This is a genomic window from Micromonospora trifolii (assembly GCF_022229005.1).
In the GTDB taxonomy this organism is placed as follows: Bacteria; Actinomycetota; Actinomycetes; order Mycobacteriales; family Micromonosporaceae; genus Micromonospora; species Micromonospora trifolii.
In genome coordinates, this window is sequence record NZ_JAKKFD010000010.1 from 58,342 (window position 1) to 85,184 (window position 26,843).

The 26,843-nt window shown below is 71.2% G+C and carries 21 protein-coding genes and 2 tRNA genes; 15 read left to right on the top strand and 8 right to left on the bottom strand.

Features of this window, described 5'->3' with window-relative positions; translation table 11 throughout:
* Window positions 1-35 precede the first annotated feature (35 nt).
* The 3 genes from NIE79_RS07315 (at window position 36) to NIE79_RS07325 (ending at window position 3,067) form a co-directional block, all read left to right on the top strand.
* On the top strand, window positions 36-2,201 hold the full coding sequence (locus NIE79_RS07315; protein ID WP_238677815.1) for an ATP-dependent DNA helicase UvrD2: 2,166 nt from the start codon (window positions 36-38) through the stop codon (window positions 2,199-2,201).
* 121 nt (window positions 2,202-2,322) lie between these two features.
* Window positions 2,323-2,571 carry a hypothetical protein gene (locus NIE79_RS07320; protein ID WP_238677816.1) on the top strand — a complete coding sequence of 83 codons (249 nt, stop codon included), beginning with the start codon at window positions 2,323-2,325 and terminating at the stop codon, window positions 2,569-2,571.
* 130 nt (window positions 2,572-2,701) lie between these two features.
* Entirely contained in the window at window positions 2,702-3,067 is a 366-nt protein-coding gene (locus tag NIE79_RS07325; RefSeq protein ID WP_030490434.1) for a WhiB family transcriptional regulator, read from the top strand.
* 317 nt (window positions 3,068-3,384) lie between these two features.
* On the opposite strand, the gene NIE79_RS07330 is transcribed toward NIE79_RS07325, so the two are convergent.
* The 3 genes from NIE79_RS07330 to NIE79_RS07340 form a co-directional block, all read right to left on the bottom strand.
* Complete coding sequence (locus NIE79_RS07330) at window positions 3,385-4,731, bottom strand: ABC1 kinase family protein (protein ID WP_238677817.1); 1,347 nt, start codon at window positions 4,729-4,731, stop codon at window positions 3,385-3,387.
* The gene (locus tag NIE79_RS07335) at window positions 4,728-5,840 is read right to left on the bottom strand and encodes a TOMM precursor leader peptide-binding protein (protein WP_238677818.1); all 1,113 of its coding nucleotides are present in this window, start codon (window positions 5,838-5,840) and stop codon (window positions 4,728-4,730) included. The genes NIE79_RS07330 and NIE79_RS07335 overlap by 4 nt, the downstream gene beginning before the upstream one ends.
* A gap of 249 nt (window positions 5,841-6,089) precedes the next feature.
* On the bottom strand, window positions 6,090-6,260 hold the full coding sequence (locus tag NIE79_RS07340) for a DUF5679 domain-containing protein (protein WP_167457767.1): 171 nt from the start codon (window positions 6,258-6,260) through the stop codon (window positions 6,090-6,092).
* Window positions 6,261-6,773: 513 nt separating this feature from the next.
* On the opposite strand from NIE79_RS07340, the gene NIE79_RS07345 reads away from it, so the two are divergent.
* Complete coding sequence (locus tag NIE79_RS07345) at window positions 6,774-7,307, top strand: M48 metallopeptidase family protein (RefSeq protein WP_238677819.1); 534 nt, start codon at window positions 6,774-6,776, stop codon at window positions 7,305-7,307.
* Window positions 7,308-7,486: 179 nt separating this feature from the next.
* On the top strand, window positions 7,487-8,095 hold the full coding sequence (locus NIE79_RS07350) for a glycosyltransferase family protein (RefSeq protein WP_238677820.1): 609 nt from the start codon (window positions 7,487-7,489) through the stop codon (window positions 8,093-8,095).
* A 73-nt stretch (window positions 8,096-8,168) separates the two neighbouring features.
* Here the strand turns inward: NIE79_RS07350 and NIE79_RS07355 are convergent, their stop codons facing one another.
* On the bottom strand, window positions 8,169-9,416 hold the full coding sequence (locus NIE79_RS07355) for a zinc-dependent metalloprotease (RefSeq protein WP_238677867.1): 1,248 nt from the start codon (window positions 9,414-9,416) through the stop codon (window positions 8,169-8,171).
* A gap of 184 nt (window positions 9,417-9,600) precedes the next feature.
* Here NIE79_RS07355 and NIE79_RS07360 point away from each other — a divergent pair, with 184 nt between their 5' ends.
* The 6 genes from NIE79_RS07360 (at window position 9,601) to NIE79_RS07385 (ending at window position 15,669) form a co-directional block, all read left to right on the top strand.
* Window positions 9,601-10,614, top strand: coding sequence for a YlbL family protein (locus NIE79_RS07360; protein ID WP_238677821.1), 1,014 nt, complete (start codon window positions 9,601-9,603; stop codon window positions 10,612-10,614).
* A gap of 96 nt (window positions 10,615-10,710) precedes the next feature.
* Window positions 10,711-13,695, top strand: a complete 2,985-nt coding sequence (locus tag NIE79_RS07365) for a UPF0182 family membrane protein (RefSeq protein ID WP_238677822.1) — start codon at window positions 10,711-10,713, stop codon at window positions 13,693-13,695.
* A gap of 185 nt (window positions 13,696-13,880) precedes the next feature.
* On the top strand, window positions 13,881-14,390 hold the full coding sequence (locus tag NIE79_RS07370) for an RNA polymerase sigma factor (RefSeq protein WP_308193146.1): 510 nt from the start codon (window positions 13,881-13,883) through the stop codon (window positions 14,388-14,390).
* Window positions 14,380-15,309, top strand: a complete 930-nt coding sequence (locus tag NIE79_RS07375) for a hypothetical protein (RefSeq protein WP_238677823.1) — start codon at window positions 14,380-14,382, stop codon at window positions 15,307-15,309. Before NIE79_RS07370 ends, NIE79_RS07375 begins: the two co-directional genes overlap by 11 nt.
* A gap of 84 nt (window positions 15,310-15,393) precedes the next feature.
* Window positions 15,394-15,467 (top strand) — tRNA-Met (locus tag NIE79_RS07380).
* Window positions 15,468-15,592: 125 nt separating this feature from the next.
* Window positions 15,593-15,669: transfer RNA gene (locus NIE79_RS07385), tRNA-Met, on the top strand.
* 120 nt (window positions 15,670-15,789) lie between these two features.
* Here the strand turns inward: NIE79_RS07385 and NIE79_RS07390 are convergent.
* Window positions 15,790-19,509, bottom strand: a complete 3,720-nt coding sequence (locus tag NIE79_RS07390; protein WP_238677824.1) for a S8 family serine peptidase — start codon at window positions 19,507-19,509, stop codon at window positions 15,790-15,792.
* A gap of 224 nt (window positions 19,510-19,733) precedes the next feature.
* Between NIE79_RS07390 and NIE79_RS07395 the strand changes: the two genes are divergently transcribed.
* Window positions 19,734-19,982, top strand: a complete 249-nt coding sequence (locus NIE79_RS07395; protein ID WP_030336617.1) for a hypothetical protein — start codon at window positions 19,734-19,736, stop codon at window positions 19,980-19,982.
* Between the two features lie 56 nt (window positions 19,983-20,038).
* Here NIE79_RS07395 and NIE79_RS07400 read toward each other — a convergent pair whose 3' ends face one another.
* Window positions 20,039-21,358 (bottom strand): ABC transporter substrate-binding protein, encoded by a 1,320-nt coding sequence (locus tag NIE79_RS07400; RefSeq protein WP_238677825.1) that lies wholly within the window; start codon window positions 21,356-21,358, stop codon window positions 20,039-20,041.
* A gap of 138 nt (window positions 21,359-21,496) precedes the next feature.
* On the opposite strand from NIE79_RS07400, the gene NIE79_RS07405 reads away from it, so the two are divergent.
* Window positions 21,497-22,330 (top strand): phosphoribosylaminoimidazolesuccinocarboxamide synthase, encoded by an 834-nt coding sequence (locus tag NIE79_RS07405; RefSeq protein WP_238677826.1) that lies wholly within the window; start codon window positions 21,497-21,499, stop codon window positions 22,328-22,330.
* A gap of 15 nt (window positions 22,331-22,345) precedes the next feature.
* Here the strand turns inward: NIE79_RS07405 and glpK are convergent, their stop codons facing one another.
* Window positions 22,346-23,830 carry a glycerol kinase GlpK gene (gene glpK / locus NIE79_RS07410; RefSeq protein WP_238677827.1) on the bottom strand — a complete coding sequence of 495 codons (1,485 nt, stop codon included), beginning with the start codon at window positions 23,828-23,830 and terminating at the stop codon, window positions 22,346-22,348.
* A gap of 101 nt (window positions 23,831-23,931) precedes the next feature.
* On the opposite strand from glpK, the gene NIE79_RS07415 reads away from it, so the two are divergent.
* Window positions 23,932-24,870: a ribose-phosphate diphosphokinase gene (locus NIE79_RS07415; RefSeq protein ID WP_112623539.1), complete on the top strand. Its 939-nt coding sequence runs from the start codon at window positions 23,932-23,934 to the stop codon at window positions 24,868-24,870.
* Between the two features lie 253 nt (window positions 24,871-25,123).
* Here the strand turns inward: NIE79_RS07415 and NIE79_RS07420 are convergent, their stop codons facing one another.
* Window positions 25,124-25,579 carry an ATP-binding protein gene (locus tag NIE79_RS07420; protein ID WP_238677828.1) on the bottom strand — a complete coding sequence of 152 codons (456 nt, stop codon included), beginning with the start codon at window positions 25,577-25,579 and terminating at the stop codon, window positions 25,124-25,126.
* Between the two features lie 120 nt (window positions 25,580-25,699).
* On the opposite strand from NIE79_RS07420, the gene macS reads away from it, so the two are divergent.
* Window positions 25,700-26,824 (top strand): MacS family sensor histidine kinase, encoded by a 1,125-nt coding sequence (macS, locus tag NIE79_RS07425; RefSeq protein ID WP_238677829.1) that lies wholly within the window; start codon window positions 25,700-25,702, stop codon window positions 26,822-26,824.
* Window positions 26,825-26,843 lie beyond the last annotated feature (19 nt).

Consider the following 26,843-nt stretch of genomic DNA (forward strand, 5'->3'; position numbering starts at 1 on the left):
TGCAACGCTGGGAGGAGCTGAGATGATTCCTGGTTGTGGTGGTTCACTCAGCGTCGGAACAGGTGCTCGCCGGGCTGGACCCTGAGCAACGATCCGCCGTGACCGCACCTGCCGGCCCGGTCTGCATCCTGGCTGGCGCCGGCACCGGCAAGACCCGGGCGATCACCTCCCGAATCGCCCACCGGGCGCTCTCCGGGGAGATCTCTCCCCGGCACGTGCTCGCTGTCACCTTCACCGCCCGCGCCGCCGCCGAGATGCGACACCGTCTCACTCTGCTCGGCGCGCAGGGTGTCCAGGCGCGGACATTTCACGCGGCGGCGCTGCGTCAGGTGCGGTACTTCGCGCCCCGGCTGTTGGCCGGCCGCGCCATGCCCGAACTGCTGGACAGCAAGGTACGACTGGTCACCCTCGCTGCCGCCCGGGTCGGCCTGCGTACCGACCGGGCCGCCGCCCGTGACCTGGCCGGCGAGATCGAGTGGGCGAAGTCGTCGCTGATCGAGCCGACGGACTACGTCGTGGCCGCGGCCCGGGCGCTGCGCGACACACCGCACGAGCCGACCAAGGTTGCCGACGTGTTCACCGCGTACGAGCAGCTCAAGCGGTCGAACGGTGTGATCGACTTCGAGGACATGCTGCGGGCCGCGGTGTGGGGCATCGAGGAGCACCCGGACGTCGGCGAGCAGATCCGCACCCAGTACCGGCATTTCGTGGTCGACGAGTACCAGGACGTCAACCCGCTCCAGCAGCGGCTGCTGGAGGCCTGGTTGGCCGGCCGCAACGACCTGACAGTGGTCGGCGACGCCAGCCAGACGATCTACTCGTTCACCGGGGCGACCTCCGCGTACCTGGTCGACTTTCCCCGCCGGCACCGCAACGCCACGGTGGTGCGGCTGGTCCGCGACTACCGCTCCACCCCGCAGGTGGTCGGGCTGGCCAACGCGGTGATCTCGCAGGCCCGGGGCACCGAGGCGCGGTTACGGCTGGAGCTGAGCGGGCAGCGCCCACCCGGCCCCGAGCCCGACCTGCGGATCTTCACCGACGAGCCGGCCGAGGCGAACGCGGTGGCCGCGCGCTGCCGCGCGCTGATCGACGCGGGCACGCCGGCGAAGGAGATCGCCGTGCTGTTCCGGGTCAACGCGCAGTCCGAGGCGTACGAGAAGGCGCTCACCGAGGCCGCGGTGCCGTACGTCGTGCAGGGCGCGGAGCGGTTCTTCGAACGGACCGAGGTGCGCCAGGCGATGATCGCGCTGCGTGCCGCCACCCGCTCGATCCCGGGGGAGACACCGCTGCCGGCCGCCGTCGTCGAGGCGCTCACCGCCGTCGGCTGGGCACCGGACGCGCCCCCGGCCGGCGGAGCGGCCCGCGAGCGGTGGGAGGCGCTGTCCGCGCTGGTCCAGCTCGCCGAGGAGTACGCGGCCACCCCCGAGGTGGTGCCGATCGGTGAGGCCGCCTCGGTGGAGCGCCCGGTCACCCTCACCGACTTCACCGAGGAGTTGGCGCGCCGGGCCGCCCAGCAGCACGTGCCGACGGTGGACGGCGTGACGCTGGCGTCCCTGCACTCGGCGAAGGGGTTGGAGTGGGACGCGGTCTTCCTGGTCGGCCTCGCCGAGGGCACTTTGCCCACCACGTACGCCAAGACCGTCGAACAGGTCGAGGAGGAGCGTCGGCTGCTCTACGTCGGGATCACCCGCGCCCGGGAGTGGCTGTGGTTGTCGTACGCCGCGGCGCGCTCGCCGGGCGGACGGGCCCGGCGGCCGTCGCGGTTCCTGCCCCAGCTGGACCGCTCCGGCGGCACCGAACGGGCGACCGGGGGCACCGGTCCGGCCGGTCGTCCCGAGCGGCGGCGAACCCAGATCGTCTCCTGCCGGATCTGCGGCGCCACCCTGCTCGCCGGCCCGGACCGCAAGCTCGGCCGCTGTCCTACCTGCCCGTCCGACATAGACGATGAGCTGCACGAACGGCTGCGCGAGTGGCGGCAGCGGGTGGCCGGGGCACAGAAGGTCCCGGCGTACGTGGTCTTCACCGACGCGACGCTCGTCGCGTTGGCCGAGCGGCGACCGGGCCGGTCGGAAGAGTTGATCGCCATCGCCGGTATCGGCCCGCGGAAGCTGGGCCTCTACGGGGAGTCGGTGCTGGCACTCGTGGCCGGTGCCGGGGTGGACGATGTCTGCCCGGAGAAAACTTTCGAAATCTCGTCGTAAATTCGTTTGCCCTCGCCCCGGCGCGAGGAATAGCCTCAGAACACACCACGCGAGCGGCGCCATTCCGGCTGCTCACGGGGTCGGTCCAGTCGATACGAGGAACGTGAGGGAGGTGGGTCCCGTGAAGATCTTCACCTATGAGCGTCTGGCGGCGATGCCGTCTGTCTGCGCTCCGCTGTCGGCTGTCCGGGTGGCCCTCGCGGCTGCACAACCGTCGGTTCCACAGGTGCACCAGGTTCAGGCCGAGCTGATCCTGACCGTCGCGCCCGCTGGAGTCGAGGGGACCAGTGGCTTCACGGGCAATGGCATCCGAGTCGCCAAGAAGCGCATGGATGTCCGCGGCGTTCCACCTCGAGGTAAACCGGTCTGACCATCAGACTCCGGCTCACCTCGAGGCCGCGGAACCCGCTTACCGGGATCCGCGGCCTCAGTTTTTTGCCCGCCGTAAGTACGTCGGAATGCGATCCACGAGATCGAAGTGAGAGAGAGGTGACCGGGAGATGAGTCTGGCGTTGGCCCCCCTCGACATGAGCGTCGAGATGGAGGCGAACCTGCCCTGCCGGAAGTTCGACCCCGACCTGTGGTTCTCCGACTCGCCCACCGAGCTCGAACTGGCCAAGTCACTCTGCGGGGACTGCCCGCTGCGTGTCGAGTGCCTGGCCGGAGCCGTTGAGCGAGCGGAGCCGTGGGGCGTCTGGGGCGGCGAGATCTTCGAGCGTGGCGCGGTTGTCCCGCGTAAGCGGCCCCGTGGCCGTCCGCGTAAGGAGGACGTCGCCCGTGACGCCGAGCTTCGGGTCGAGGCCGAGGCGCGCCTGGCGGCCAGTGGGCTGTCCGAGGTGCGTGGCGCGGTCCGGCTGGCAGCCTGACATGTTCCCGACCCGTTCCAACTACGCCGGTGGCACACCGGCAGTGAGTGAGAAAACGATGTTGAACGTTCCGAGTGGAGCCTTCGAGATGCAACTACTCCACGAAGCGTTGACCCGGGCTCGAATGCGCCGGCCTCAGGCCGGTCGTACCACCACGAGCACTGAGGCAACCCGATCCGCCCGTACCGTCGCCATGACCGGCCGCAACCAGGCGGCTCGCGACCTGGGCGTTCTCTAGTACCACTGCACGCAGAAGGGCGGGTGCCGACCGGCACCCGCCCTTCCCCATGTCGTCAGGCGACCGGGCCTCGTCGTGGTCAGGCGACCGGGGCGAAGCCGGGCAGCCAGCGCTCCAGGATGCTCCGGTAGGGGGCCTTCGCCTCCAACTGGCAGAGCACCCCGATCGACCCGAGCGTCACCCGGTGGATCAGCAGGTACGACGGTGGCAGGTTGAGCTGCCTGCTCAGCTGGTACGTGGGGGAGCGAGGGCTGGCCAGTCGACCCGCCTCGGCCCGTAGCCAGGCCCGGGTGAACCGGAAGCCGTCCGCCGCGATGGGCTCCAGCATGGGGCGGATGAAGTCGAGCACTCCCTCGGCGTCGATCTCGTCGGTCGAGCCGATGAACCCTTCCGACCGCAGCCCCGCCACGACCTCGTCGGCATCGCCGCGCAGGGCCATCGCGGCGATACGACCGATCGGCGCCGGGGTGCCCTCCGGCATCCGGGCCACCGCACCGAAGTCGATCACCCCGAGTCGGCCGTCGGGCAGCAGCCGGAAGTTTCCCGGGTGCGGGTCGGCGTGCAGCAACCCGGCCCGCTGCGGCGCGGACAGGTGCAGGGTGGCCATCAACCGGCCCGCCTCGTCCCGGTCCTCCTCGGTGCCCTCGCGGATGATGTCGGCCAGCGGCGTGCCCGTCACCCATTCGGTGACCAGCACCCGGGGCGAGGCGTTGATCACGTCCGGGATGTAGATCTCCGGGTCGTCGGCGTACGCGGTGGCGAAGGCGCGCTGCGACTCGGCCTCCAACTCGTAGTCCAGTTCCTCGGTGATCCGTTCGCGCAGCTCGGCCAGGAGCGGCTTCACGTCCAGGCCGGGCTGGATGGCCCGGAACATTCCGCCCAGTCGGGAGAGCTGCTTGAGGTCGGCGAGCAGGGCGTCGCCGGCCCCCGGATACTGGATCTTGACCGCCACGTCGCGGCTGTTCGGTTCGCCCGACTCGTCGAAGCCCGGCTCGCGCCAGCGGGCCCGGTGCACCTGGCCGATGCTGGCGGCGGCGGCCGGGACGTCGTTGAACTCGACGAACAGGTCCCGCCAGTCGGGGCCGAGCTGCTCGGCCAGCACCTTGTGCACGCTGGCGACCGGCAGCGGCGGTGCCGCCTCCTGCAACTTCGTCAGCGCCTGGCGGTAGGGCGCGGCGATCTCCTCCGGCAACGCGGCCTCGAAGACCGACAGCGCCTGGCCGAACTTCATCGCCCCGCCCTTGAGCTGGCCCAGCACACTGAACAGCTGCTCGGCGGTGCGCTGCTGAATCTCCGCGGAGATCACGTCGGAGGCCAGCCCGGTGACGCGCTTCCCCATCCCGAGAACGGTCCGGCCGGCGAAGCCGAGCGGCAGGGCGGCGAGCTTGGCGGTGCGGGACACGGCGCGGCGCGGGATGTCGGTCACTCGGTCATTGTTACCGACCGGAGGGCCCCGCTGCTGCTCTGCGGCCGGGCTGGTGCGGACACTCGGCCCCGCGAGCACCCACAGGCCGGGTGTGGCGGCCAACCCCGACGACGGAAACGGCCGGCACCGGTGATCTCCATGGCGCTACCCAGCGTCTCCGGTTGGCCGCCGTCCAGCTGCGTCAGCGCCTCGGCCAGCGCGTACCCGCAGGCGGCGAGCAGCGTGCCGGTCGTTCCGGCGGCCACCGGGTCGGCGGCGGCGAGCTGCGCGGCGAGCCGGGGCCAGTCCGGGTCGCGGTCGGCCCGGTGCAGCTCGACGCAGTGCAGGCAGGGCCCGGCGGGTGGGCGGACCAACGGCCCGATCACCGGTACGCCCTCTCGCAGCGTGACCAGCAGGTGCGGTTGCCGGCGCTGGGCGAGGCCGGCGGCGAGCAGCGCGGGAGGCCGGTCCGTGCCGAGCTGGATCACCAGGTCGATCCGTCCGGCGCGGCTGGGGTGGGTGCCGGTGCCCGGTGCGACACGGTTGACCGCACCTCGCACCGCCGGTGCCAGCGGGCGACCCAGCTCGGTGGCGGGGATGCCCGTGCCGATCAGGTCGACGGGGCGTACCGGGCCGGTGAGCTGGGGAATCACCTGCCCCACGCCGGACTGGGCCAACGCCACCGTCAGCGGCCCGCCGAGCGCGCCGGCGCCGCTGAGCAGGACGCGGGCCGCCCGCCGCCGACGCAGGACCTGCGCAGGGCTGCCGGGCAGCCGGGCGGCGGCCAGGGCCAGGGCGCCGGCCTCCGCCGCGAGCCGGGCACGGACCGGACCGGTCAGGTCGCGGGGGAGCAGGCTGTGCGCGGGCACCAACAGGCCGGCGGCCCGCAGGGTGTCGAGCAGGGTACGCGCGTCGTCGGCGCTGACCTGGGCGGCCGGCGCCTGGGCCAGCACGGCGCGCTCGCTGCGGGTGCCGTCGAGCAGGTCGAGCAGGTGGGCGGCGCGGGGGTTTGCCAACTCCAGGAGGACGGCCGGCCCAGGGCCGACGCCGAGCTGGAGAGTGTGCCGGTTCCGCCAGAGCCGGTTGAGGCCGGGCAGCAGTGTGGGCCGGGGCAGTGCGGTGCGGCTCATGGTCACGAATCGTGACCGCACCTTCGCGTTCGGTCGATCGTTGTCCACAGGCGGCCAAGCCGCTGTCCAGCGCTATCCACAGGATCTAGCGGGTTTTCCACAGGCCCTCGCGCCTGTTGTCGGTCACCCGACAGGGCTGCTGTGGTCGGTGCACCCCACAGGCCTACCGACGCCGGTGGCACCGACCTCCCGATCGGCAACGGGGGTGGCGTGGCCACCGGCCACCCCACCCCCGTTCACCCGTTCGGGTCAGACCTTGGCCTTGCCCAGGATGCGGTTCACTGTTGTACCGCATACCGGACACTTGCCCTTGGCCATGTTCATTCCGGTCTTCGAGACCTCGACGTGCCCCTCGAAGTCCCGCTTCTCCTTGCACTTCACGCAGTAACCGTTGTAGGTCGTCTGGGCCTGGTCGGCCACGATGCCCTCCTCGTCTCGTCCGCCGGTCAATGCCGTTCCGGCGGGGTGCCCGGCGGCGGGCCACACGGGGCGCCGGCGCTGGGTCTCACTCCGCGGCCACCTTCGTGACCGCTGGTCCGCGGACCCTACCCAGGTCTGGGCAGTTCCATGTCAGCTGTGCATCGACACTGTGAGCAAGTCGACGTCGAGAGTGTGCATGGCGAAATAGGTCGGATAAGTCAGTTTGGCGGGGACACGCCGACCAAACCCTGACAGCCACCCGTGCGAGTGCCCCCGCAGCGGCATCCGGGACGGTGATCACCTACGGTGGGGACGTGCCACGCACCGGCGCCATCGCCGTTCACCAAGGGTGACGAGATGGCGCGATGGCGCTGCGGTCAAGAAATTTTCGGGACGCCTGGCGACCAATCACCATTTTCTGGGCGCGTGTCGTGCGGTTGACTCTTGCGGACCCCTGGTCAGTGGGCATTAGCTGTCCTTCGTGACACGTAGTCGAGGCTGCGCGGGCCAGTGATGGCGGGGACGCGCAAGCCGGTCGTCGAGGTGCGGCGCAGCCAGCGTCGGCGACGCACGGTGTCCGCCTACCGTGACGGTGAGCGAGTTGTCGTCCTCATCCCCGACCAGTTCTCCCGTGCCGAGGAGAGCGAGTGGGTCGACCGGATGCTCGCCCGGCTCGCCGCCCGGGAGGGCCGCCTCGCCCGCTCCGACGCCGAACTGCTGGCCCGCGCCAACCGGCTCATCGACCTCTACCTCGCCGGGTACGCCACGAAGGCGGTGCCGGCCAGCGTCCGGTGGGTCACCAACCAGAACGGCCGGTGGGGCTCCTGCACGCCGGCAGACCGGAGCATCCGAATCTCGCACCGCGTCCAGGAGATGCCCGAATGGGTGATCGACTACGTGTTGCTGCACGAGTTGGCGCACCTCATCGTGCCCAGCCACAACGCCCGGTTCTGGGCGTTGGTTGGTCGCTACCCCAAGTCGGAACGCGCCCGCGGCTACCTCGAAGGGGTCGCCGCCGCCTCCTCCTGCGCACCGCTGCCCAGCTGATCCACACCCGCGCCGAGCCGGGGCCCCCCGCGTCGAGATCCACTCGCGTTCCTGAAGACCGCGCTAATGAGGGCTCCGGGACACCGCGACTTCAACGAAACCGAGTCGATCATGTCGGCGAGCCCCGCTCAGGTAGGCGGGTCGGGTGGCCGTGTGGGGCGGGGCGCTAGGGTCGGGGGATGGCGCGACGGGTGGTGGTGGCGTTGCTCGGGCCGGTGCACTGGTCGCCCCCCGGCGTCGACCTGGCGCAGTGGCGAGCGGCTCTCGCGGAAGACGTGATCGACCTGTTCGCCACGCTCAACGAGGTGGAGGTCGCGGTCGCGGTGACCCCGGCCGACCGGGCTCTGGCCGATGCCCTGGTGTGGCCCGGCACGACGGTGTACGAGGTGGCCGAGCCGACACCGAACGCCGTCTTCGCCGCGCTGGAGGGGTACGACCAGGCGGCCGTGCTGGTCAGTGACGTGCCTGACCTGCCCGCACTGACCGTCGGCAAGCTGCTCCGCCCACTCACCAGCCGGCCGGTCGCGGTGGCCCCGGTCGAGGGCGGCGGCCCGGGTCTGCTCGGGGTCGCGGTACGACTGCCCGCGCCGGACTGGCTGCCGACGCTGGAACTGGACACGGCGACGCCGGCTGAGGCGCGCGCCAACGCCCCGCGCCCGGGTGACGTGGCGGTCACCACCGGTTGGCGACGACTGCGCGGCCCGGCCGACCTGGCCACGCTGGACCCTGCCTTCGAGGGTTGGGAAGCGACCCGCGCCCTGCTCTCCGGGTCGGGCCGACCCACCTGAACCGCCGAACGCGCCGCGGGTGCCCGCTGTCGATCTGCGGGCACCCGCGGCGTAGGCCGTGGATACGCGGGCGTCAGGACTTGGCGTCGCCCTCGCCGTCGGTCTCGTCCGACGGACCGGGTTGCCCCGACTGACCCGGCTGGCCGGGGGCCTTCTCCTCCACCCCGCCGGGGGCGGTGAAGTCGAAGCTGTCCAGCTCGCTGAGGTCCATGTCGTTCATCGCGAAGGCGACCGGGTCGGCGAAGTCGTCGTCCGACGGGAGCAGGTCCGGGTGGCCCCAGACGGCGTCGCGGCCCTCGATGCCACGGTGCTGGGTGAGCGCGGCCCAGAGCGCTGCGGCCTCGCGCAGTCGGCGGGGGCGCAACTCCAGACCGACCAGCGCGGCGAAGGTCTGCTCGGCGGGACCGCCGGCGGCCCGGCGACGGCGGAACGCCTCGCCCAGCCGGACGACGTTGGGCAGCCGGTCGCTGGCGGCGCTGTCCACGACGTGACACACCCAGCCCTCGACCAGGGCGAGTGCGGTCTCCAGGCGGGCAAGTGAGGCCTTCTGTGCCGGAGTGTCCTCCGGGGTGAAGATGCCCTCCAGGGCGATCGCCTGCATCGACTCGGGGTCGGTCGGGTCGACCCGGCCCATCGCCTCCTCGATCGCCTCCCGGTTGACCCGGATGCCCGAGGCGTACATCTCGACAGCGCTGAGCACATGCCCGCGCAGCCACGGGACGTGCTGGAACAGCCGCTGGTGGGCGGCCTCGCGCAGCGCCACGTAGAGGCGGACCTCGTCCTCGGGCAGCTCCAGGCCCTCGCCGTACGCCCGGATGTTGGCCGGGATCAGCGCGGCCGTGCCGGCCGGGCCGAGCGGCAGCCCGATGTCGCCGGCGGAGAGCACCTCCGCGGCGAGCGAACCGAGGGCCTGGCCCAGTTGGCCGCCGAAGAGCGCGCCACCGAGGGAGGCCACCATCGACTGCATCGGGCCGAGCTGGGCGCGGGCCTCCGGTGGCACCAGGTCGCCCATCGCGCCGACCATCCGGCTGGCGACCGGGTCGCACAGCTTGCGCCACACGTCCAGGGTCTTGAAGATCCACTCGTTGCGGTTCCACGCAACGGGGTTCTGGATGCCGGTGGGCCACGCCGAGGCGGGCTCCAACCACAGGTCGGCAAGGCGCAACGCCTCCTCGACCGCGTTGCGCTCGTACATCGACACCGCCGGGTCACCGGCGGCCGCGAGCTGGCTGGCTGCTACCTGCCGGGCCAGGTCCCAGTTGACCGGCCCGCTGCCCGGCGCGGAGAGCAGGTGCTGCAACTGCGACATGAACTGCTGCATCTGCGCGGGATCGTTGGGGTCTGGTGGCTGCCCACCCGGGAGCGCGAAACCGAACGGAATATCAGGCACGACATCTACGGTACGCGGACCGCGCCCCAGGTAGCCGCCGCTGGCGTTGCGCTGAGGGCGAAGTCGCGCGCCGCATCCGGCGGGTGACCCGCGACCGGTCGGTACGCTCTGCGGCATGAGACGTCGTGGCCTGACGGTCCTGCTCGGTGCCCTGTTCACCGCCCTGCTGAGCATCGGGGTGCTCCGGGTGCCGATTCCGTACGTGGTGCTGGGCCCGGGGCCGACGGTCAACACCCTCGGCACGACCGACGGCAAGGAGGTCATCCAGGTCTCCGGTCGGGAGACCTCGACCTCGGCCGGTCAGTTGCGGTTGACCACGGTGGGGGTGCAGCCCACTGTGCGGTTGCGGGGGGCGATCGCGGGCTGGTTCTCCGACGACGAGGCGGTGGTGCCGCGTGAGCTGGTCTACCCGCCGGGGGAGTCGACGGAGCAGGTCGAGCAGCGCAACGCCGAGGACTTCAAGGCGTCGCAGACCAGCGCGGAGACCGCCGCCCTGCGGGAGCTGGGCTTTCCGGTACAGGTGGTGATCAAGACGGTGGCCGGGGACGGCCCGGCGGCCGGGGCGCTGAAGGCCGGCGATCTGATCACCTCGGTCGACGGTCAGCCGGTGCCGGTGGCCGCGAAGGTCACCGAGCTGGTCCGGGCCAAGCCGGCGGGCACGGCGTTGACCATCGGCTACACCCGTGACGGCGCGCCGGCCACCGCGACGGTGACCAGTCAGGAGCAGGACGGCCGACCGCGGATCGGTGTCGAGATCGATCAGCAGCAGCCGCACCCCTTCACGCTCGGCATCGACCTGGGTGACATCGGTGGGCCGAGCGCCGGTCTGATGTTCGCCCTGGGGATCGTTGACAAGTTGACCCCGGCCGACCTCACCGGCGGCCAGATCATCGCCGGCACCGGCACCATCGACGACGAGGGCGCCGTCGGCCCGATCGGCGGGATCGCGCAGAAGCTGGTCGGCGCCAAGCGCGCCGGGGCGAAGGTCTTCCTGGTGCCGGCGGACAACTGCGCCGAGGCGGTCCGCAATCCGCAGCCCGATCTGCCGCTGTTGCGGGTGGGCTCGTTGGACGAGGCGATGACCGCTCTGGAGACGTTACGCGCGGGTGGTCAGCCGACGCGTTGCTGACCGGTGTGACCGTGCCCCGACACGCTCAGGAACACCCCGTACTCTGGGTGCCTGGTCGGAGCCGATCATATCGAGCGTGCGGAGCCAACAGTGGTCATGCGTAGCAGCAGCCCCCTCCCGAGGATGAGCCGGCGCGGGCGCGTCACCATCGCGGTCCTGGTCGGGGTTTTCGTGCTCTTCACCCTGCTCGGCTGGGGTGTCCAGGCGTGGACCGACTGGCTCTGGTTCGACGAGGTCCGCTACACCGAGGTCTTCACCGGTGTCCTGCTCACCCGGTTGGTGCTCTTCCTCGCCATCGGCCTCGGCATGGCGGTGATCGTCGGCGGCAACCTGTGGCTGGCCTACCGGTTGCGCCCGCGACTGCGCCCGCACTCGGTGGAGCAGGCGACCCTGGAGCGCTACCGGATGGTGCTCAGCCCGCGTCTCGGCACCTGGATCTCGCTGACCGCCGCTGTGGTCGGGCTCTTCGCCGGTCTCTCCGCGCAGAACCGGTGGAACCAGTGGCTGCTCTTCCGCAACGGCGGTGACTTCGGCATCAAGGACCCGGAGTTCGGTGTCGACATCGGCTTCTACGTCTTCCAACTGCCGTTCTGGCGTTACCTGCTCGGCGTCGCCTTCACCGCTGTGGTGCTGGCCGTGATCGGCGCGCTGGCGGTGCACTACCTCTTCGGCGGGGTCCGACTGCAGGGCGTCGGCGACCGGATGAGCAACGCGGCCCGCGCGCACCTGAGCACCCTGGTCGCGGTCTTCGTGCTGTTGAAGGCGATCGCGTACGTGTTGGACCGGCGGGCCATGCTGCTGGAGTACAACGAGGGCGCCAAGTTGTACGGCGCCGGTTACGCCGACGTCAACGCGTTGCTGCCGGCGAAGGAGATCCTCGCCTACATCTCGATCGTGGTCGCCATCGCGATCCTGGTGTTCTCCAACGCCTGGATGCGCAACCTGGTCTGGCCGGGGATCTCGCTGGCGCTGCTCGGTGTGTCCGCGGTGGCCATCGGTGGCATCTACCCCTGGGCGGTGCAGACCTTCGAGGTCAAGCCGAGCGCCAAGGACAAGGAAGCGCCGTACATCCAGCGCAGCATCGACGCGACGCGGGCGGCGTTCGGGTTGGGGGCCACCGAGACGACACCGTACGCGGCGAACAACCTCACCCCACCGGGCAACCTGGCCACCGACACGTCGGTGGTGTCGAACGTGCGGCTGCTCGACCCGCAGTTGGTCAGCGAGACGTACACCCAGCTCCAGCAGGTGCGTGGCTTCTACGACTTCGGTCCGAAGCTGGACATCGACCGGTACGGGGTGAACGGCAAGGTCTCCGACTACGTGGTCGGCGTCCGGGAGATCAACTATGGCGAGCTGACCGACCAGCAGAACACCTGGATCAACCGGCACACCGTCTACACCCACGGGTACGGGCTGGTGGCCGCCCCGGCCAACCAGGTGGTCTGCGGCGGGCAGCCGTTCTTCGTCTCCGGTTTCCTCGGCGAGAAGACCCAGGAGGCGTGCTCCTCGCAGACCGAGCAGATCCCGGCCAAGCAGCCGCGCATCTACTACGGCGAGCGGATGGCCGCCGACGACTACGCGATCGTCGGGCAGTCCGACCCGAACAAGAAGGCCGAGTTCGACAGGCCGGTCGGTGAGGGCGGCGGCGAGTCGTACACCTACACCGGTGAGGGCGGCGTCGAGATCGGCTCCTTCACCCGGCGACTGCTGTACGCCATCAAGGAGCAGGAGTCGAACTTCCTGCTCTCCGAGGCGGTCAACAAGGACTCCAAGCTGCTCTACGTGCGTAACCCGCGCGACCGGGTGGAGAAGGTCGCGCCGTTCCTCACCCTGGACGGCGACCCGTACCCGGCGGTGGTCGACGGTCGGGTGCAGTGGATCGTGGACGGCTACACCACTGCGGCCTCCTACCCCTACGCGGAGAAGGTCAACCTCCAGACCGAGACCACCGACGAGTTGACCAACCGGGGCACCTTCCAGCTCGCCCGGGAGGACGTCAACTACATGCGCAACTCGGTGAAGGCCACCGTCGACGCGTACGACGGCACTGTGAAGCTCTACGAGTACGACGACACCGACCCGGTGCTCAAGGCATGGAACAAGGCGTTCGGCGGTGACCTGGTGCTGCCGAAGGCGGAGATCCCGGTCGAGCTGACCGAGCACCTGCGCTACCCGGCGGACATGTTCAAGGTGCAGCGCAACCTGCTCACCAAGTTCCACGTGACGAACCCGGGTGACTTCTACTCCGCACAGGACTTCTGGCAGGTGCCCAACGTGCCGGACGCTCCGGACAGCGGTCAGAAGCAGCCTCCGTACTACCTGTTCACCCAGTTCCCGGGGCAGGAGAGCCCCCGGTTCCAGCTCACCTCGGCGGTCACCCCGAACGGCCGGCAGAACCTCGCCGCGCTGATCTCCGGGTCGTACGTCGACGGGCAGCCCCGGCTGGAGGTGCTGGAGTTGCCGGATCAGACCCGGATCTCCGGCCCGGTGCAGGTGCACCAGCAGATGACCAACAACGCGAACATCCGTCAGCAGCTCAACCTGCTCTCCAGCAACCAGGCGCAGGTGCAGTACGGCAACCTGCTCTCGTTGCCGTTCGCCGACGGGATGCTCTACGTCGAGCCGGTCTACGTGAAGAGCAACCAGCAGGACGCGTACCCGCTGTTGCAGAAGGTGCTGCTCTCGTACGGCGACGGCGGCTCGTTCGTGGCGCTGGCCGACAACATCAACGACGGCATCAAGCAGTTGGTCGAGCAGGGTAAGAAGGCCGGTCAGGGCACGTCGCCGCCGCCGACGACGGGGGGCAACCCGACGACCCCGACCCCGACGCCGACGCCTTCGGGGACGGCCGCACCAACGCCGACCCCGAGCGCCGGCACCCCACCGCCGACCGGTGACCTGGCTGCCGCCGCAGACCGGGTGCAGACCGCGATCACCGAGGTCCGGGCCGCGCAGACGTCGGGCGACTTCGAGCGGTACGGGCGTGCGCTGAAGGCCCTCGACGAGGCGCTCACCGCGTTCCAGCAGGCGCAGCAGGCCGCTGGTGCGCCGGGTGCCAGCCCGAGCGTCGGCGGCTGACCGACCACCGCCGGGAGTACGTCTCGGAGCCCCCGTCGTCGGACCGCACCGGTCCGAACGGCGGGGGCTCCGCCGCGTCCGGAACTGGGCTCCTGTCACCTCGCCGACAGGGTGCGGCTGGGCCGCAACCTGCGGCACCGGTCCACCGTCCTCAATTGCAACGGGGTGGATGAGGGGGAGCAGTTGTGAGGGATGGGCAAAGCTTCGATGACTTCTACCGCAGTACGACGCGGCGGATGATGCGGTACGGCTATGCGGTCGTCGGCGACTACAACGAGGCGCAGGACCTGGTGCAGGAGGCGTACGCCCGGGCCTGGCGGCAGTGGGGCAGGTTGTCGGCGCATCCGGCGCCAGAGGCGTGGCTGCGGCTGGTGGTGTCCCGGTTGGCGACCGACCGCTGGCGGCGGCTACGCGGTCTGCGGGGCGCGTTGCGGTTGGCGGGGGCTCCCCCGTCGGTGTCTCCGCCCAACGAGGACAGCGTGCTGCTGGTCCAGGCTTTGCGTCAGGTGCCGGCGACCCACCGGCGAGCCTTGGCGCTGCACTACCTGTTCGACATGCCGGTCGAGGAGATCGCCGTTGAGATCGGCGTACCCGTCGGCACTGTGAAGTCCTGGCTTTCCCGCGGCCGAGCCCGACTCGCCGCGTTGCTGCCCGATCTGGCTGTCGTGGAATTGGAGGCCACCGATGTCGCGTGAACTGTCCGAGCTGTACAGGTCCCTCGCCGCCGACGCTGACGCTCGCGATCTGGGCCTTCCTGACGTCCTCCGGCACCAGGCGGACCGTCGGGCCCGGCTCCGTGCGGCCGGGGGCACCCTCGCCGTGGGGCTGGTGGTGGTGGGCGTGGTGATCGGGTCCCAGGTGGTCGCCCCGCCGTCGGCGTCCGTACCCGCGCCGGCCGCGACGCCGACGCTGTCGGCGTCGCCGTCTCCGAGCGCGACCGGCGGTTCGCCATCGCCGTCCGTCCCGCCGACGACGCCCGGCCGCACTCAGAGTGCGACGGCCACGTCTCCGGGTACCGGCGCGCCGCAGCCCCCCAGGACGCCGACGCGCATCCCGGATCGGGCGTTCTTCACGCTCGCGCCGAGCAACGACAAGGGCATCGCGCCGGTGTTCCAGGACGTGGCCGCGCTGCCGGGCCTGTGCGGCGCACGCATCCCGAGCGAGGCGGTCGTGCACCGCCGAACCCGAGTCCTGATCTACAAGCTGCCCCAGACCCCCAAGGGGTACGTCCCGGACGGCAGCTACGCGCACTCCATCACGATCTATCGGGCCGGGCGCGCCGACGACGTGCTGAGGGAGTTGCGGCAGGCGGTGCGGGACTGCCCCGTGCAGAAGCTGCCGGGCGACGACACGCCGGGGGAGAGCAGGCAGCGGTTGATCCCGGACAGTGGGTTCGGCGACGAGTCGGTGCTGTTCGAGATGCGCCGCGCGGGTCAGGACGTGAACGGCGACCCGACCGGTATGGAGGACGTTCGGCTGATCCGGGCGATCCGGGTCGGCGACGTGGTGACCATCCTCTGGGAGCAGGGCTGGGAGGGCACCTCCAGCCAGCGGGCTCAGGTCGACGCGGACAGTCGCCGGGCGGCCGCGGCCATCAAGGTCTGGCTTGGCTGACCGGGACGTGCCGGACCGCGATCCGGCGGATTCGGATGTCGTTTTGCGGGGCCCGGGGGTGGTGCGCTACGGTTAGCGAGCCGACGCGGGGTGGAGCAGCTCGGTAGCTCGCTGGGCTCATAACCCAGAGGTCGCAGGTTCAAATCCTGTCCCCGCTACAAGTTCGAAGCCCGCCTCCGGGTTGCCGGAGGCGGGCTTTCGAATTTCTGGCGTGGCGGGCCACAGCGATTGGTGACCCCCGCTGATCATCGCCGGAACGGGTGGGTTAGTCTTAACAAGTCGACGCGGGGTGGAGCAGCTCGGTAGCTCGCTGGGCTCATAACCCAGAGGTCGCAGGTTCAAATCCTGTCCCCGCTACCACTGAAAGTGATATGAGTCCGGCCCCCACAGTGTGGGGGCCGGACTTGTTTGGTGCCGCTGCGCGCTGAGGGGCCCCCGCAGGGGCCGGCACCTCGTCGGCGCCGACCCCCCGGGCGGGTTCTACAGCAGGCCGAAGGCCCGGGTGACGGTCTGGGTGACGCCGCCACCGTTGCGCTGCTTGGCGGTGACCCGGATCGACACGAAGTCGGCCCGGTGCGGTGCGTTCAACGACGCCTGCCAGGTGCCCTTCTTCTCCCGCAGGTCCTGCCGCTGCCAGGTAGCCCCGTCGTCGTAGGAGATCTCCAGCTGAAGTGACGACACGGCGTCGCGGGCAGCGGTGCTGCCCACCACCACCGGCATGATCGCGAAGTCGGTTCGGCGCTTCGTCCGACCCGCGAAGTCCACGTCCGTTCCGTAGTCCAGTTGGACCAGCGGGATGGCCTGCACCTCGGTGCTGCCGCCGGAGACGAAGCTCCACTCGGTGTGCGTGGCGGTCGAGTACGGGCTGAACTCGGGCTTGCCAGTGGTCTCGACGACCAGTCGGTACGGCAGCTTCTCCGGCGACAGATCACCCGCGCCGACCTCCGGCCAGCCGTCGAACTGGGTCAGCTGCCTGTCGCCCTGATAGAACGTGGCGATCTGCGACATGCTGGCCCCGCCGCTGTGGGCGGCGCCCGCGTCGCCGAACCCCTGGATGTAGGCGCTCATGGCGGTCTCACCACGGAACGGGATCTCCGTGCTGAGCAGCCGCGGCCGGGTGATGGGCCCGAACCAGCGGTCCTTCTGGACGCTGCCCGGCCGGTACGCGATGGCCTCCGTGTTGGACCGCGCCCAGTCGGCGACGTCTGCGTACTGCATCCACTTGATGCCGCCGCCCGCGGAGACCCAGTCGGTGCGCGGGCCCGGCGCGACCGGCTCGAACGGGAACGGCCGTGCCGCCGCGTACTCGTACTGTGGGAAGTCCATCCGGGTCTCGCTGGACTGCTTGCCCGGGGGCGGGGAGAAGGTGAGATCGATCCGGGCGAGGTGGCGCGGGTCGGTCTTGGCGGACGGGTCCTTCGGCACCCCGCCCGTGTGGTAGTCCACCAGGTCGTACAGGTACTTCGCAGTGGGGTGGGCGACCACTACCAGTCGCACCGGGTTGCGGCCCGCAGCGGTGATCTTCTGGATCAACGCCTCGCCCTCGTCCATGGTCACCGAGGCCACCGGGATCGGTCCGGTCGTCACGCCGTCGGGGTTGCCGTACCAGACGCTCTTGCGGCCCGCCCTGTCGTTGACCACGACGAGCATCGCCGCACCGGCGGTGCGCGCCGCCGCTGCCTGGTCCGTGGGGGTCACCGAGTCGTCGCCGCGGACGACCACTGCCTTGCCGCGGGCGGAGACGCCGGCGTAGTCGGCGGTGCCGCCGACGCCCGCGAAGACGGCGTCCAGGCGCGAGGTGCCGTCGGGCAGCGGTGGGGAACCGGGCTGCGCGAGCGGGTCGCTGACGTGCCGACCCTGGTAGCTGATCGCCAGCGGCGTCTGCTCGGCGCGGATCCGGGTGGTGAAGACGAAGCTGCCCTTCCGCACCTTGTCAGTGGTCGGCAGGGCCCACAGGCTGTCATAGGCGGTGCCCGGCCAGAACGTCTCGCGGAGAGCGCTCCAGTCGGTGGGTGTCGGCTCGCTCGAGGTGAAGGAGCGGTAGACGTCGATTCTGCTGTTGACGACGGCGGTCGGCTGGGGTGTCGCCACCTTCACCTGGCGAGCCCGCGCGGCGTCGAGTTCCACGACCCGGTTGGTCGTCAGGTCGACCTCGGGAGCGGTCAGCATCGCGAGCCCGAGGGAGCGGGGCCCGTACAGGCCCTCCACGTCCGCCGCCGTGACGACGGTGTAGGAGCCGGGCGCCAGGCGGGCGGTGAGCTTTCCGTCCGGCACCCACATGAAGGCGGAGCCGGTCTCGGCGTTGACGACCTCGACCTCGCCGCTCATGGGCCGGCCGGCGCGGTCCTTCAGGTTGATGGTGAGGTCGTACTTCTTGGACTCGACGGCGACCCCGACGGCCGTGTGCACCTCACCGGCGGCGAAGCGGGCCGTGACCTGGGCGGAGTACCTGCCGGCGGGAAGGCCGGCCGGGGCCACCACGACGTCGACGGTCGCGCTGGCCCCGGCGGGCACAGTGACGCGGTCGGCGGTTGCCGTGAACGTCTGCGCGGGGGAGCTGCCGTGGTCGACGGAGAGCTCCAACGCGATCGGGCTGCCCGTGGTGTTGGTGTAGGTGATCGTCCGCTTGATCGGCTGTGGCGTACTGCCCGGCGACCACGTGACGAGGCCGGCGTCCACCGACCCGGACGCGACGACCTGGTCCTGGTGGTAGGCGGCGGCGACGTTCAACCGACCGCTGCCGGCCTGGTAGGCGTCGTAGTCGGGCGTGCGGACGCTGGTGCTCATCAGCGCGTCCTTGAGCTGCCGCGCGCTCCACGTCGGGTGTTTCTGCACCAGCAGGGCGGCCGCCCCGGCGACGTGCGGCGCTGCCATCGAGGTGCCACTGTCGACGTAGTAGTAGCCCTCACCCCAGGGGATGTGCTGCGAGCGTGCCGCCAGCACGTCCACCCCGGGGGCGGTCATGTCCGGCTTGAGGGCCTCGTCGTTCATCCGGGGCCCGGCGCTGGAGAAGCCCGCCAGGTGGTCGGAGGTGTCCACCGCGCCGATGGTCAGCGCGGCGTCCGCGGTGCCCGGCGCACCGAGGGTGTACGGATCTGGTCCGCTGTTGCCGGCGGCCACCACGAAGAGCGCACCCGTCTCGGCGGTCAGCTGGTTGACGGCCTGGCTCAGCGGGTCGTCCTGGGTGTGCCAGGCGCTCACGCCGAGGCTCATGTTGATCACCTTGGCGTGCTCGGCGCGCGCCGCCCACTCCATGCCCGCGATGATCCCCGAGATGGACCCGCTGCCGTACTCGTCGAGGACCTTGCCGATCACCAGGTCGGCGTCGGGGGCCACGCCCCGTTCCCTGCCGCCGGAGGCAGCGCCCGTCCCGGCGACGGTGGAGGCGGTGTGGGTGCCGTGCCCGTTGCGGTCGATCACGTCCTGGCCGGGGATGAAGCTCCGGGAGGCCACCACCTGGTCGGCGAGATCCGGGTGGGTGGTGTCCACTCCACTGTCCAGCACGGCGACCCGGACACCGCCGCCGGTGCCACCCGCGGCCCACGCCGCGGGCGCTCCGATCTGGGCTGTGGTGTCGGCCAGGGTGGCCTTCGCCTTGCCGTCGAGCCACACCTTGTCGACACCGGCCGCGAAGGAGGGTGCCGGGGTGGCAGCGCTGCGGCCGGTCGGCGACTGTCCAGCGGTGAGGGCCGACCAGAAGTCCGCGGCCTGGTATCGGCGGGTGCGGATCGCCTCGCCACGGACGGAGGGAAGCTCCAGCGTGGTCTGTGCGCCCGGCAGCGTGGCACCGCTCCTGAGCTTCGCCGAACCCGTCGTGCGGGTGACGATCAGGGGGAGTTCGCTGGTCCGCGCGTCGTCGTAGCCCTCGGCGATGAGCTGGGTGACGTCGAACAGTTGCTTGTCGAGTCGACCGGTGGCGAGGTACGGCAACGCCTCGTCCGGGTAGACGTAGGTGTCCCGGCCCTCGGTGGAGATGCGTACGGAGCCGGTGGCGCCCGGGGCGCGCTCGACATCCACCGAGGGGGTTGCGCCGTGGACGCCCGGGGTCACCGTCACCCGGTCGCCGGTGATCAGCGTGACAGTGACCGGTGTGCGGCCCGCGTCGCCGCTCGGGGCGGGTCTCGTCGGCGGCGGTGTGGGCGGTGGGGCGCCGTGCGCCGCGGCGGGGGTGAGGAGTGCGGCGACGAGGGTGACGCCCACCGCTGCCGCCGCAGATCTTCGGGTGCGAGAGATTCGCGCACTGTCTACAGAGTTGAGCATGAGGCGAATCCGATCACCTCAAGAGATTCATGTAAAGATCATCATCTTTGCCGGGACGTTGCGCGCGCATTGCGTGCCTGCCCGGAGAGCTGCTGGACCAACCGGTCCCGTGATTCGGCGTGGACCGACGTGCCGAGGTTGCGCCCTTCGGCGAGGATGGGCACATGTCTTCATTCGGTAAGTGGTGGGGCCGCCTGAGCGCGGTCTTCGGTGCGGTAGTACTCGCGGTCTTCGTGCCCGTCGCGGCCTGGGCGTCCACGGGCACCGGCGAACTCGTGGTGGAGGCCGCCCGGCGGCGGGGCCGCAGTGGCTTCGGGGTGCTCCCGCTGCTCTGCTGCCTGGTGGTGGTCGCGATCGTCGTGTTCCTGGTGCTGCGTCTGATGCGCAACCGCCGGGGTGGCCCGCCGCGCTGAGCGGGCCCGAGGCTCGGCGGGTCACCAGCGGCCGGCTTCGGGCCGGCCGCCGGTGTTCACACCGCCAGGGCCGCGATGGCCTGGGACAGGAAGCGCGCGGTGGCCTCGCGGGTGCCGTCGCGTTTGACGCGGATGCGCTCGGCGGCGGTGACCAGCAGGGTGCGCACCTTGGCGTGCCCCTTGGGCGGCGGCGCCGGCGCCGGCCCGAGCAGGTCGGCGATGCTGGCGCCGAAATCGGCGGCACGTCGCTGGGCCGGGTCGGTGATGCTGCCGTCGGCGTAGCGGCGGACCGCGGCACTGGCGTTCAGCCCACGCTCGTGGCCGAGAACGGCGCCGACCTCACCGTTGGTGGTCAGAAAGTTGATCACGTCGGCGACCGTGTCGGGGTGGCGGGTGCCCCTGAACGCCGCCCAGTACATCGACGCTCGTGCCCACTGCGCGCCCGGTGGGCCGGGAACGCCGACGATGCCCAACTCGGACTCGGTGAGTCGTTGCAGCTCCGGTAGCTGGTGCGACCAGGCGAAGGACGCCGCCGTCACCCCGCTCACCACCAGTTGCCGGGCCGGCTCGCCGCTGTCGGCCTGCTCGACCAGGGCCGCGCTCGGCGTGGCACGGCCCCGGCGGGCCCGCTGCCACAACTCGAACCAGGCGATCAGCTCGTCCGCGCCGAAGCCGAGCTGGTTGCCCCGGTAGAACTCGCCGCCCTGCGATCGCAGCCAGAGCCAGAGCGCCCGGTAGTCGCCCGACCCGTCCATGGTGCCGGCCACCCGACGGTCGCTGGCCTCGGTGACCTGCGTGGCCCAGGAGATGTAGTCGGCCCAGGTCATCCCGGCGCGCGGCTCCGGCATCTCCAGCTCCCGCAGCAGGTCCCGGTTGAACACCACGACGGCATGGGTCTGCCCGGCGGCCACCGCCATCGTCCGCCCCTCCACGGTGCCGTAGCGGATCAGACCCTCCGGCAGGCCCCGAAGATCCAGGTGGTGGTCGGTGAGGTCGAGGATGACCTGACGTTGGGTGTACTCGGTCAGCATGGCGTCGTCGATCTGGATCAGGTCCGGTACGTTCCCGCCGCCCGCCTGGGTGGCCAGCCGGTCGTAGTAGCCGTCGGCGCCCTGCCAGGTGACCCGGAAGGTGACCCGGGGGTTGCGATCGGAGTAGAGCCGCAGCGCCTTCTCGGTGAGCTCGGCCCGCTTGGTGCCACCCCACCAGAAGACCGACAGCTCGACGGGCCCGTCCTGGGTCGAGGTGGCGGCGCCGTCGCTGCACCCCGCCAGCCCACCGGACGCGAGCAGAGGTGCGCCGAGCAGCGCGCCGAGCAGTCGGCGCCGGCCCGGGTCGGCGCCGAGGCGGACGAGCTGGGGTCGAACAAGGGGCACGGGGCTCTCCTGGACCTACGGGGGTGGCGGTCGGACCATTCACGCAGGCAGCGCACGAAGGTGTCAACGTCCGTCCGGTCACCCTCGGTCGGGTGGTCGAATCAGGCCCGCCCAATGTCGCGTGGTGTACTAGGGCGCGTGGAACTTCTGCACTCGGGCAAGGTCCGGGACGTCTACGCCGACGGCGACGACCTGATCCTGGTGGCCTCGGATCGCATCTCGATCTACGACGTGGCGCTGCCGACACCGATCCCGGACAAGGGTCGCCTGCTCACCGCGCTCTCGCTCTGGTGGTTCGAGCAGCTCGCCGACCTGGTGCCGAACCACGTCATCTCGGCCACCGACGTGCCCGCCGAGTTCGCCGGACGGGCCATCCGCTGCCAGCGGCTGGACATGGTTCCGGTCGAGTGTGTCGCTCGCGGTTACCTGACCGGTGGCGGCCTGCGGGAGTACGAGCAGACCGGCGCGGTCTCCGGCGTGCCACTGCCGCGAGGGCTCGGCGAGGCGTCGATCCTGCCCGAACCGATCTTCACGCCGTCGAGCAAGGCCCCGATGGGCGAGCACGACGAGCCCATCACGTACGACGACGTGGTGGACAAGGTGGGTCAGGCCACCGCCGAGCGGCTCCGGCAGATCACCATCGACATCTACCGGCGCGGCGCCGAGCTGGCCGCCGACCGGGGCATCCTGGTCGCCGACACCAAGATCGAGCTGGGTTGGGCGCCGGACGGCACCCTGGTCCTCGCCGACGAGTTGCTCACCTCCGACTCGTCGCGGTTCTGGCCGGCCGAGTCGTACCAGCCGGGCCGGGTGCAGTTCTCCTACGACAAGCAGTACGTGCGGGACTGGGCCACCGGCAGCGGCTGGAACAAGCAGGCCCCCGCCCCGGACATGCCGGCCGAGGTGGTCGAGGCGACCCGGGCTCGCTACGTCGACGTCTACGAGAAGCTCACCGGCAACCGCTGGGAGTGACCGCCGCAGCGGCTGTCACTCCACCCAGTCGAGGGTGCGCTGCACGGCCTTGCGCCACTGGCGCAGCTCCTTCTCGCGCAGGTCCGGGGCCATGGCCGGCTTCCACTGCGCGTCGGAGCGCCACTGCGCCCGCAGGGTGGCCAGGTCCGGCCAGAAGCCGACAGCCAGCCCGGCCGCGTACGCGGCGCCCAGACAGGTGGTCTCGGTGATCCGGGAACGGACCACCGGCACGTCGAGCACATCGGCGAGGAACTGCATGAGCAGGCCGTTGGCGGTCATCCCGCCGTCCACCCGGAGACGGCGCAGCGCCACATCCGAGTCGGCGTTCATCGCGTCGACCACCTCGCGGGTCTGCCAGGCCGACGCCTCCAGCACCGCACGCGCCAGGTGCCCCTTGGTGATGTAGCCGGTGAGCCCGGCGATCACCCCGCGGGCGTCGCTGCGCCAGTGCGGAGCGAACAGCCCCGAGAACGCCGGCACCACGTAACAGCCGCCGTTGTCGTCCACGGTGCGGGCCAACTCCTCCACCTCGGCGGCGGTGGAGATCAGCCCGAGGTTGTCCCGCAGCCACTGCACCAGCGAGCCGGTGACCGCGATGGCGCCTTCGAGGGCGTACGCCGGTGGTTGGTCCTTGATCCGGTAGGCGACAGTGGTGAGCAGGCCGTGCGTCGACGGGACCGGGCTGGCGCCGGTGTTGAGCAGCAGGAAACTGCCGGTGCCGTAGGTGCACTTCGCCTCACCCGGCTGGAAGCAGGTCTGCCCGAACAGGGCGGCCTGCTGGTCGCCGAGCGCACTGGCCACCGGCACCCCGGCGAGCACCCCGCTGGCCGTGCCGTACACCTCGGCGGAGCAGCGGATCTCCGGCAGCATCGCCGCCGGAACGCCCATCGCGTCCAGCAGCTCCGGGGCCCAGTCCAGGGTCGTGAGGTCCATCAGCATGGTCCGGCTGGCGTTTGTCACGTCGGTGACGTGCTCGCCGGTCAGCTTCCAGATCAGCCAGCTGTCCATGGTGCCGAAGAGCACCTCGCCGCGCTCGGCGCGCTCGCGCAGGCCGTCCACCTCGTCGAGCAGCCAGCGCAGCTTCGGCCCGGCGAAGTAGGTGGCCAGCGGCAGGCCCGTGCGGGCCCGGAACCGCTCCTCGCCGTACGCCGAGGCGAGCTCGCGCAGCAGCGGCCCGGTCCGGGTGTCCTGCCAGACGATGGCGTTGGCCACCGGACGGCCGGTGGCCCGGTCCCAGACGACTGTGGTCTCCCGCTGGTTGGTGATGCCGACGGCGGCCAACCCGGACGTGTCGGTGCCGGCGGCCCGCAGCGCCTCGGCGACCACCTGCTGGACGTTGTCCCAGATCTCCTCGGCGTCGTGCTCCACCCAACCCGGTCGGGGGAAGATCTGCCGGTGCTCGCGCTGGGCCACGGCGACGATGTCCCCGGCCCGGTCGAAGACGATGCACCGCGAGGAGGTGGTGCCCTGGTCGATGGCGGCGACGTACTGGGGGGTCACCGCAGCACCGTACCCGGACGGCGGCGCGGCGCGACAGGCGTCACGGCGGGTTCCGCCCCGCAGCCGTCGGCGGCCGTCGGCTTCCCCTACGATGTGCGAACGTGCGCGACATCGCAGTTTTCAGTGGAACCGCCCATCCCGACCTGGCTGCCGAGATCTGCGCCCATCTGGGGGTGCCGCTGCACCCGGTGCGGGTCTCCCGGTTCGCCAACGACTGTCTGGAAGTCCAGTTGCAGGCCAACTGCCGGGAGCGGGACGTCTTCCTGATCCAGCCGTTGGTGCCGCCGGTGCAGGAGCACCTGGTCGAGCTGCTGCTGATGATCGACGCCGCCCGGGGCGCCTCCGCCGGTCGGATCACCGTGGTGCTGCCGCACTACGCGTACGCCCGGTCGGACAAGAAGGACGCGCCGCGGATCTCGATCGGCGCGCGGCTCGTCGCTGACCTGCTCACCTCGGCCGGAGCCGACCGGGTGCTCGCGATGACACTGCACTCGCCGCAGGTGCACGGCTTCTTCAGCGTCCCGGTGGATCACCTGCACGCGCTGCGGGAGCTGGCCACCCACTTCCGGCGCTACGACCTCAGCAACACGGTGGTGGTCTCGCCCGACCTGGGCAACGCCAAGGAGGCGGCGGCGTTCGCCCGGCTGCTCGGCACGCCTGTCGCGGCCGGTGCGAAGCAGCGGTTCAGCGACGACCTGGTCAAGATCAGTGCGGTGATCGGCGACGTGGCGGACCGGGACGTCATCGTGCTGGACGACGAGATCGCCAAGGGCAGCACCGTGGTCGAGCTGATGGAGCATCTGCGCGGCCTGAAGGTCCGGTCGATCCGGCTCGCCTGCACCCACGGCCTCTTCTCCGGCGACGCCTTGCAGCGGCTCAGCGACCAGGACGGCGTCCTGGAGATCGTCTGCACCAACACGGTGCCCATCCCGGCCGCCAAGCGGGTTCCCAAGTTGCAGGTCCTGTCGGTGGCCCCCGCACTGGCCGAGGCGACGCGCCGAATCCACAACGGAGAATCCGTCTCCGCCCTCTTCGCCTAACCCGCCCCCGCGGCCCCTCGCCCCCGCGCGCCCTCGCCGCCGGTCCGCGCGATCTTGCGGTTTCTGTCGCGACATAAGGGACTAGTCCCCTCATTCCGACAACCGAAAACGCAAGATCGCCGCAACGTCCGGCCTGGCCCGCGTCGATCATGGAGTTGTGGTGCCCCGCATAAGGGGCGCATGTGGAGCTGTCGCCCACCACGACTCCATGATCGGTGTGGCGGGGCGGGGCGGGGTGGGGTGGGGCGGGGGGCTAGCGGGGGGTGGGGTTGTGGTTGTTCAGGCCCGTTGTGATGCGGACTGTGGTGCCGACGGTGCCGGTGACGACCTCCATCGCGTCGGTCAGCTCGCGGGCCAGCCAGAGGCCCCAGCCACCGGCGGTGTCCGGGGTCGGTCGACTGCGATCACCCAGCCGCTGCGGGCTGATCCCGTGCCCGTGATCGGCGACCTCGCAGACCAGCACACCGGACTCGTGCCAGAGCCGCAGCCACCCGCGCCCGCCGCCGTGGCGCACCGCGTTGGTGATCAACTCGTTGATCGCGAGCACGAAGTCGTCCAGCCGTTGGCCACTGAGACCCGAGGCATGGGCGCAGGAGGTGACCGAGTGTCGAATCTCGGTCACCTGGGCCTGGTCAAAGGCTTCGGCGATCAGGAGGGCAGGTTCGATGGGCACAACCGTACGCGGTGCGTGCGGATCTGCGTTCGTCATGGGCCCGTCCCGGCGGCGCATCTCGGAGTATTTCGCGGCTTTTCCACCGTACGTCAGGGTTTCCCGAACCGCACTCGCTGCTCGCCGTGCGCCCGGCCCGGTTATGGCATCCTGACCGCCATGCCGTCGCCGTCGGGTGGGTTCGAGGTGCCGCTGTGGCGTGCGCTCGCAGTGTTCAGGCTGGCCTCCCTGGCGTACGTCTGCGCGCTCGCGGTGCGCGACGCCGACCGGTACGCCCACCCGTACGCCGTCGGCGCCCTGATCCTTCTGATGATCGCCTGGACCGGCGCGACAGCGATCGGGTACGCCCGACCGACCTGGCGGCGCTGGCCGCTGCTGCTGGCCGACCTCGGAGTCGTCATGGCCATCGTGCTGGCCACCCCGTGGGTGGTCGGCCGGACGGCGCTCACCCACGGCGTACCCACCCTCGGGGTGGCCTGGATGGCCGGCCCGGTGCTGGCCTGGGCCGTCTCCGGGGGCCGGCGGCGGGGCACCGTCGCCGCGCTGCTGGTCGCCGGCGCGGACCTGGCCACCCGGGAGCGGATCGGCCAGTCCTCGTTCACCGGGGTGATCCTGATGCTGCTCGCCGGGGTGGTGGTCGGGCACGTGGCCCGGCTGGCGGCGAGCGCCGAGGAGCGGTTGCAGCGCGCGGTGGAGCTGGAGGCCGCCACCCGGGAGCGGGAGCGGCTGGCCCGGGACATTCACGACTCCGTGCTCCAGGTGCTGGCGCTGGTGCAGCGACGCGGCGCCGACCTGCCCGGCGAGGCCGGTGAGCTGGCCCGGCTGGCCGGCGAGCAGGAGGTTGCCCTGCGGGCGCTGATCGCCGGCGCCGGCCCGGCCGCCGCGAGCCTCCCGGACGGCGGCGAGGCCGTGGACCTGCGGACCCTGCTCGGCCGGTACGCCTCGGCGGCGGTGGCGCTCTCCGCCCCGGCCACCCCGGTGCCGCTGCCCCGACGGGTGGCCGGAGAGTTGGCCGCCGCGACCGGTGCGGCGCTGGACAACGTGGGGCGGCACGCCGGCGGGCGCGCCTGGGTGCTGATCGAGGACGAGGGGGCGACGGTGACCGTGTCGATCCGCGACGAGGGGCCCGGTATCCCGGACGGTCGGCTGGACGAGGCCGCCGCCCAGGGTCGGCTCGGCGTGACCCAGTCGATCCGGGGCCGGGTGGCCGACGTGGGCGGGACGGTGCGGATCATGTCGGCCCCCGAGGCGGGCACCGAGATCGAGCTGAGCGTGCCGAGGTGACCGCGGCGAACCCGATCCG

Excerpts from the sequence above, each read along its gene's own strand:
- NIE79_RS07325 (WP_030490434.1), top strand. The coding sequence starts at position 2,702 with ATGAGTCTGGCGTTGGCCCCCCTCGACATGAGCGTCGAGATGGAGGCG.
- NIE79_RS07335 (WP_238677818.1), bottom strand. The coding sequence starts at position 5,840 with ATGAGCCGCACCGCACTGCCCCGGCCCACACTGCTGCCCGGCCTCAAC.
- NIE79_RS07345 (WP_238677819.1), top strand. The coding sequence starts at position 6,774 with ATGGCGGGGACGCGCAAGCCGGTCGTCGAGGTGCGGCGCAGCCAGCGT.
- NIE79_RS07350 (WP_238677820.1), top strand. The coding sequence starts at position 7,487 with ATGGCGCGACGGGTGGTGGTGGCGTTGCTCGGGCCGGTGCACTGGTCG.
- NIE79_RS07355 (WP_238677867.1), bottom strand. The coding sequence starts at position 9,416 with ATGCAGCAGTTCATGTCGCAGTTGCAGCACCTGCTCTCCGCGCCGGGC.
- NIE79_RS07360 (WP_238677821.1), top strand. The coding sequence starts at position 9,601 with ATGAGACGTCGTGGCCTGACGGTCCTGCTCGGTGCCCTGTTCACCGCC.
- NIE79_RS07365 (WP_238677822.1), top strand. The coding sequence starts at position 10,711 with ATGCGTAGCAGCAGCCCCCTCCCGAGGATGAGCCGGCGCGGGCGCGTC.
- NIE79_RS07375 (WP_238677823.1), top strand. The coding sequence starts at position 14,380 with ATGTCGCGTGAACTGTCCGAGCTGTACAGGTCCCTCGCCGCCGACGCT.
- NIE79_RS07395 (WP_030336617.1), top strand. The coding sequence starts at position 19,734 with ATGTCTTCATTCGGTAAGTGGTGGGGCCGCCTGAGCGCGGTCTTCGGT.
- NIE79_RS07420 (WP_238677828.1), bottom strand. The coding sequence starts at position 25,579 with ATGACGAACGCAGATCCGCACGCACCGCGTACGGTTGTGCCCATCGAA.
- macS (WP_238677829.1), top strand. The coding sequence starts at position 25,700 with ATGCCGTCGCCGTCGGGTGGGTTCGAGGTGCCGCTGTGGCGTGCGCTC.